Origin of the sequence: Exiguobacterium sp. s157 (assembly GCF_018618205.1) — a bacterium.
GTDB lineage: Bacteria > Bacillota > Bacilli > Exiguobacteriales > Exiguobacteriaceae > Exiguobacterium > Exiguobacterium chiriqhucha.
Genome location: NZ_JACSLQ010000017.1, coordinates 1 through 5,702, shown reverse-complemented (window position 1 = coordinate 5,702; position 5,702 = coordinate 1). Strand labels below are relative to the sequence as shown.

General features: G+C 45.8%; 7 protein-coding genes and 1 other RNA gene. 6 read left to right on the top strand and 2 right to left on the bottom strand.

Features of this window, described 5'->3' with window-relative positions:
- Positions 1–105: 105 nt before the first annotated feature.
- Both KNP67_RS15110 and KNP67_RS15105 read right to left on the bottom strand, forming a co-directional pair.
- The gene (locus tag KNP67_RS15110; protein ID WP_021065290.1) at positions 106–777 is read right to left on the bottom strand and encodes a deoxynucleoside kinase; all 672 of its coding nucleotides are present in this window, start codon (positions 775–777) and stop codon (positions 106–108) included.
- The gene (locus KNP67_RS15105) at positions 774–1,409 is read right to left on the bottom strand and encodes a deoxynucleoside kinase (protein ID WP_021065289.1); all 636 of its coding nucleotides are present in this window, start codon (positions 1,407–1,409) and stop codon (positions 774–776) included. Before KNP67_RS15105 ends, KNP67_RS15110 begins: the two co-directional genes overlap by 4 nt.
- A 121-nt stretch (positions 1,410–1,530) precedes the next feature.
- On the opposite strand from KNP67_RS15105, the gene tadA reads away from it, so the two are divergent.
- The 6 genes from tadA to KNP67_RS15075 all read left to right on the top strand — a co-directional run bounded on the left by tadA (position 1,531) and on the right by KNP67_RS15075 (position 5,300).
- Positions 1,531–2,031: a tRNA adenosine(34) deaminase TadA gene (tadA, locus tag KNP67_RS15100; protein ID WP_214756964.1), complete on the top strand. Its 501-nt coding sequence runs from the start codon at positions 1,531–1,533 to the stop codon at positions 2,029–2,031.
- A gap of 53 nt (positions 2,032–2,084) precedes the next feature.
- An RNA gene (gene ffs, locus KNP67_RS15095) (signal recognition particle sRNA large type) lies at positions 2,085–2,353 on the top strand.
- 94 nt (positions 2,354–2,447) lie between these two features.
- The gene (dnaX, locus tag KNP67_RS15090; RefSeq protein ID WP_214756962.1) at positions 2,448–4,124 is read left to right on the top strand and encodes a DNA polymerase III subunit gamma/tau; all 1,677 of its coding nucleotides are present in this window, start codon (positions 2,448–2,450) and stop codon (positions 4,122–4,124) included.
- Positions 4,125–4,139: 15 nt separating this feature from the next.
- Positions 4,140–4,457: a YbaB/EbfC family nucleoid-associated protein gene (locus KNP67_RS15085; RefSeq protein ID WP_021065286.1), complete on the top strand. Its 318-nt coding sequence runs from the start codon at positions 4,140–4,142 to the stop codon at positions 4,455–4,457.
- A 22-nt stretch (positions 4,458–4,479) separates the two neighbouring features.
- Positions 4,480–5,079, top strand: coding sequence for a recombination mediator RecR (gene recR / locus KNP67_RS15080; RefSeq protein ID WP_029596455.1), 600 nt, complete (start codon positions 4,480–4,482; stop codon positions 5,077–5,079).
- A complete protein-coding gene (locus tag KNP67_RS15075; RefSeq protein ID WP_021065284.1) occupies positions 5,076–5,300 on the top strand; it encodes a YaaL family protein in 225 nt (74 codons plus the stop codon). Before recR ends, KNP67_RS15075 begins: the two co-directional genes overlap by 4 nt.
- Positions 5,301–5,702 lie beyond the last annotated feature (402 nt).

Here is a 5,702-nt window from a genome sequence, read left to right as displayed (position 1 = left end):
TTAGGCTACCTCACACCGATAAAATATGGTGTGGCGGCAGCCTAATCAAGGTGTTTTTATTAGTGTCTCATATAGCTAGGTCAGTCTACAGTGCACCTTCTTTACTTATCTGACTTTCGCTTCGCGAGCGATCGTCAATTGTTTCTCGATTTTTTCAAGGATGAGTTCGACCGAGTTTGGGTCGTTAATCAAGTCATACTCTTCGATTGAGAGACGAAGTACCGGGCAAAGATTGAAGTTGTTGATCCACTCCGTATAGCGCGCGTACATTTCTTCCCAATACGTAATTGGTGTTTGTTGCTCCATCTCACGTCCGCGCATTTGAATGCGGTCGAGCACTTGCTCGAACGAACCTTCGAGATAGATGAGCAAGTCAGGATGCGGGAAGAACGGTGTCAGCACCATCGCTTCAAACAAACTCGAGTATGTCTCGTAGTCAGTTGGAGACATCGTCCCTTTTTCGTAGTGCATTTTGGCGAAGATCCCTGTATCTTCATAGATCGAACGGTCTTGGATGAAGCCGCCGCCGTATTGGAAAATCTTCTTCTGTTCTTTGAAGCGTTCAGCCAAGAAATAGATTTGAAGGTGGAAGCTCCAACGCTCGAAGTCATGATAGAATTTATCGAGATAAGGGTTCGTATCTACTTTCTCAAGTGAAGTTCGGAAGTTGAGGGCATCGGCAAGTGAGTTCGTGATTGTCGATTTACCGATTCCGACCATTCCACCGATCGTGATGATCGTGTCATTCGGAATGTTGTATTTTTCATTCAGCGTCATTTGATTTGTGCTCCTTTAGTCAATTCTAATTCACGTTCGATCGTTGTGAGGACGTGCGTCAAATCGTCCGGGTTTTGGACGAAGTCGAGTTCATCTCCACTGAACGAAAGAATCGTCACTTCGGGGTGTGTCGCGCGGTATGATTCGATGAACGTTTCATAATCGCGGGCGAGCTGTTCGAGGTAGTCGCGAGACATATTCTCTTCTACTTCACGTCCACGCAAGGCGACACGTTTCATTAACGTCTCGATGCTGGCGTGTAAGTAGATGACGACATCAGGCTTTGGCATATCGTGTGTCAAAATCTTATAGATTTGCTCATATTTGTTCAAATGAGCTGGTCTCAGGGAACGGTGGGCAAAAATCAAGTTTTTGAAAATATGATAGTCCGAAACGACGGATTGCTGTTGACTCAAGTGGTGTTTGTGGATATCGTCTAATTGCTTGAAGCGATTGCAAAGGAAAAACATTTCCGTTTGAAAGCTCCATTCGTCGATATCTTCGTAAAACTTGCCGAGAAACGGATTCTCTTCTACAATTTCATTCAGCATCTGCATTGAAAAGTGCTGACTGATGATATGGGCCAGTGACGTTTTCCCGACACCAATCGGTCCCTCTACCGTTATAAACATATGATGTCATCCTCCATTATCCAAAGTGCAAGTTCCATTCTAGCATACAATGAAGTGGATAGGGCGAGCGAAATGATTTTCATTTTTTTTCATAATAAGTGATCAGAAACGGAGTGTGTATATGGAACGAGATGAACGATTTATGAGGCTCGCCATAGAAGAAGCAAAGAAGGCGGAAGCAATCGGCGAAGTCCCGATTGGATGCGTCATCGTTAAAGGTGATGAGGTGATTGCCGCGGGTCACAATCGCCGAGAAACGGACTTATTGGCAGCGGCTCATGCCGAAATGATTGCGATTGAACAGGCGAACCAGGCGCTCGGCAATTGGCGTTTGGAGGATTGCGAACTGTTCGTCACGTTAGAGCCGTGCCCGATGTGTGCGGGGGCCATCGTGCTGTCTCGTGTGAAGCGTGTCATCTTTGGTGCCCATGATCCGAAGGGAGGGTGTTGCGGTACGCTCATGAACCTCGTTCAAGACGAACGCTTCAACCACCAAGCCGAAGTGACACAAAATGTTTTAGCAGAAGAGTGTGGGGAGTTGCTGACGATTTTCTTCCGAAACCTTAGAGAAAGGAAGAAGCAGGCGCGGCTTGAACAGAGAGGTTGCAACCCATCTGATTAAACAGTATAATGTAATAGCACTCAACGTAGTGCCTAACTTCATTTACCCATTTGCCGTGCTAGGCGGGGAGGTAGCGGTGCCCTGTAACTCGCAATCCGCTATAGCGAGACTGAATCCCGATTCGAGGGAGTGCATTGGTGTGGCCTGTCCTCGTGTAAGTGGCGTTGACGTCTGAGTCCTGCGCAACGGTCACCCATGAACCAGGTCAGGTCCGGAAGGAAGCAGCCTTAAGTGGTGACGTACCGTGTGCCGCAGGGGTGCTTGGGCCGAGCAAACTGCATGAGTAACGCACATTGACGTGCTTTCAGAAATCGGTGCGCGGCAGATTTATTTAATAACTTCAATCTACGGCCCCAGGGTTGTAGATTTTTTTGTATGATGAAATAGAGAATGTAAGGAAGAAAGGAGGCGGGGACATGGCGTATCAAGCGTTGTATCGGGTTTATCGTCCGCAGTCGTTCCAAGAGGTTGTCGGTCAAATTCATATCACACGTACGATTCAAAATGCGTTGCTTGAGGAACGAATGTCACATGCCTATTTGTTCTCGGGTCCACGAGGGACCGGGAAGACAAGTTTGGCGAAAATTATCGCGAAAGCTATCAACTGCGAGACAGCACCCACACGAGAACCGTGTAACACATGCTCGACTTGTATCGCAATCACGGAAGGGACGAGCCCGGACGTGTTTGAAATCGATGCGGCTTCAAATAATGGGGTCGATGAGATTCGAGAAATTCGGGATAAAGTCAAATATCCGCCTTCTCAAGCGCGCTTCAAAGTATATATCATTGATGAAGTGCACATGCTTTCGACTGGGGCGTTCAACGCCTTATTGAAAACGCTGGAAGAACCACCGGCGCATGCCATCTTTATTTTGGCGACGACAGAACCACATAAAATTCCGGCAACTATCATCTCACGTTGCCAGCGCTTTGATGTGAAACGGCATGAAGTCGGTCAATTGCAAACACGTATGGCATATATCTTGAACGATCAAGATTATGACTATGATCCAGAGGCGCTCAAGCTGATTGCTCGTGCTGCCGATGGTGGGATGCGCGATGCGCTCAGCCTACTCGATCAAGCGCTCGCTTTTAGCGATGGCCGTTTGACCGAAGACGCTGTTCTAGAAGTGACCGGCGCGGTAACGGATGATGCTCTACTTGATATGGCTTATGGCTTACAACAGAAGCAACTCGATCAAATTTTGAGTACGTTGGAAACGATGCTTCGTGAAGGTAAGGATTTGAAGCGATTCATTGAAGATCTCGTATTCGTTCATCGTGATGCTTTACTATTAAAGGCTTCACCTCAAGCCGTCGATTTACTCGAACGCGCCCGTCCGACAGAGACGTTCCGACAATTTGTTGAAGCGACGTCGACGGACGAGTTGTTCCAAGTGATTGAAGAGTTGAATGACTGTCAGCAACAGATGCGATTATCAAACCATCCGAAAGTCTTAGTTGAGTTAACGTTTATTCGGATTGCTGAACAAGGACGGACGATGACAGAACAGATGAAACAACTTCAAGAGCAGGTCCGTGAACTGAGTCGCGAGTTGAATGAAGTCAAGAAAACGGGTGTCCCTGCAGCGGAAGCAACAGCGGAGAAACCGAAAGTTGCCAAGCGAACTCAAATTCGAGTCCCGAAAGAACGCATTCGTCAATTATTGCAACGAGCGGAACGCCAACACTTAAACGCAATCCGTGATAGTTGGGAAGACATCATGGGGAACATTCGCACGCAAGATGGTCCGATTTTTGCACTGTTCTATGAGAGTGAGGCTGTGCTTTGTGCTAGTGACACCTTACTGGTACAATTTAAAGATGGGATGACGTGGCATTACGAGCAGGTTAGCTCGAACGGTCGCACGCGAGACGTGATTGAACAAGCCTTATTCGAAGTGACGGGGATTCGTCGAGAAATCATGGCTGTACTCGAGACCGATTGGGTTGAGTTGAAGAATGAGTTCATCCTTCGTAAACAAGCTGAACGTTCGGATCATAAGGAAGAGGAAGTGGAGGAAGAAGATCCACTTGTCTCAAAGGCCCTCGAACGTTTCGGTGACGTCGTTGAAATTGAAGAAGTTTAAAAGGAGGCGCTCTACATGCGTGGAATGGGAAACATGAACAACATGATGAAGCAAATGCAGAAAATGCAGAAAGATATGGCGAAAGCTCAAGAAGAATTGAAAGACTTAACGGTCGAAGGTACAGCAGGCGGCGGCATGGTTAAAGTAGTCGTTAGCGGACATAAAGAAGTGCTTGATGTCATTATTGCTGAAGATGCTGTGGATCCAGACGACGTCGAAATGTTGCAAGACCTTGTGTTGGCAGCGGTCAACGACGGGATGAAACAAGCTGACCAACTAGTTAATGATAAAATGGGACGTTTTACGCAAGGGATGAACCTTCCAGGTTTTTAAGTGAAGAAAGGAAAGATGCGAGTTGCAATACCCTGAAGCGATCGGACGTTTGATTGAAAGCTTTACAAAATTGCCGGGCATTGGTCCGAAAACTGCTATCCGTCTAGCGTTCCACGTACTTGATATGGAAGAAGACGATGTATTGACGTTCGCTAAGGCGCTTGTCAGTGCTAAGCGTGATATTAAATATTGTACGGTGTGTGGACACATTACAGATGTTGATCCATGTGCAATTTGTAGAGATTCGCATCGTGATGAGACGGTAGTCTGTGTCGTTCAAGATTCTAGAGATGTGATTGCGATGGAGAAGATGCGAGAGTACCGCGGGAAGTATCATGTCTTGCATGGAGCCATTAGTCCGATGGAAGGAATTGGTCCTGAAGACATTAACGTCTCGAGTTTGTTAACACGTCTCCAAGAAAATGAAGCGATTAGTGAAGTCATTTTGGCAACTAACCCGAACATTGAAGGGGAAGCGACTTCGATGTATCTATCTCGACTTTTAAAACCGACCGGTATCCGTGTAACACGTCTTGCTCACGGGTTGCCCGTGGGTGGCGATTTGGAATACGCGGATGAAGTGACATTATCTAGAGCGATGGAAGGTCGACGGGAACTATGAAGTGGTTTCGTAAACCTTTACGCTATGGTTACGATCAAAGGTTTTTGTCGGAGTTGTTAGATGCTAAGGCGAAGTACGAATCGAAACGTCACATTCTTGAAGTGAGCATCGAAGATACCGGTGAGTTAGCAGCCCAAGTAAAACAAGCGGAAGCCCTATACTTCTTTTATTTGAAAGAAGCGAAGCGACGCAATGTTTCACTGTCTAACTTAAGGTCGTGAGGCGAGATATTCCATCTCGCCTTTTTCTATGCTGAATCACTCTAGCAAATACATCGAGCATTTTTTCTCTATATAATGAAGGAACTAGAATTATATGAAGAGATTTGAAGCGATAGACAATTGAAATGAAAAATAATTTAAAGTTTTTCTAAAAAAGCTATTGTGTATTTAAAGTTTTATTGATATATTAATAGACGTCGCCGAGAGCGGTTTTGAAAATCGAAAAAAAGATATTGACTTCTAGTTGATAGCTTGTTAAGATATTTAAGTCGCCAAGAACGACAGACGAACTTTGAAAACTGAACGATGAGGCAAAAAAGTTTTACAATGTTTGAATGAAGCGCAAGCTTCGTCATTTTTAAAGAGCTATATCAAATTCTTTGGAGAGTTTGATCCTGGCTC

Excerpts from the sequence above, each read along its gene's own strand:
- KNP67_RS15110 (WP_021065290.1), bottom strand. The coding sequence starts at position 777 with ATGACGCTGAATGAAAAATACAACATTCCGAATGACACGATCATCACG.
- KNP67_RS15105 (WP_021065289.1), bottom strand. The coding sequence starts at position 1,409 with ATGTTTATAACGGTAGAGGGACCGATTGGTGTCGGGAAAACGTCACTG.
- tadA (WP_214756964.1), top strand. The coding sequence starts at position 1,531 with ATGGAACGAGATGAACGATTTATGAGGCTCGCCATAGAAGAAGCAAAG.
- dnaX (WP_214756962.1), top strand. The coding sequence starts at position 2,448 with ATGGCGTATCAAGCGTTGTATCGGGTTTATCGTCCGCAGTCGTTCCAA.
- KNP67_RS15085 (WP_021065286.1), top strand. The coding sequence starts at position 4,140 with ATGCGTGGAATGGGAAACATGAACAACATGATGAAGCAAATGCAGAAA.
- KNP67_RS15075 (WP_021065284.1), top strand. The coding sequence starts at position 5,076 with ATGAAGTGGTTTCGTAAACCTTTACGCTATGGTTACGATCAAAGGTTT.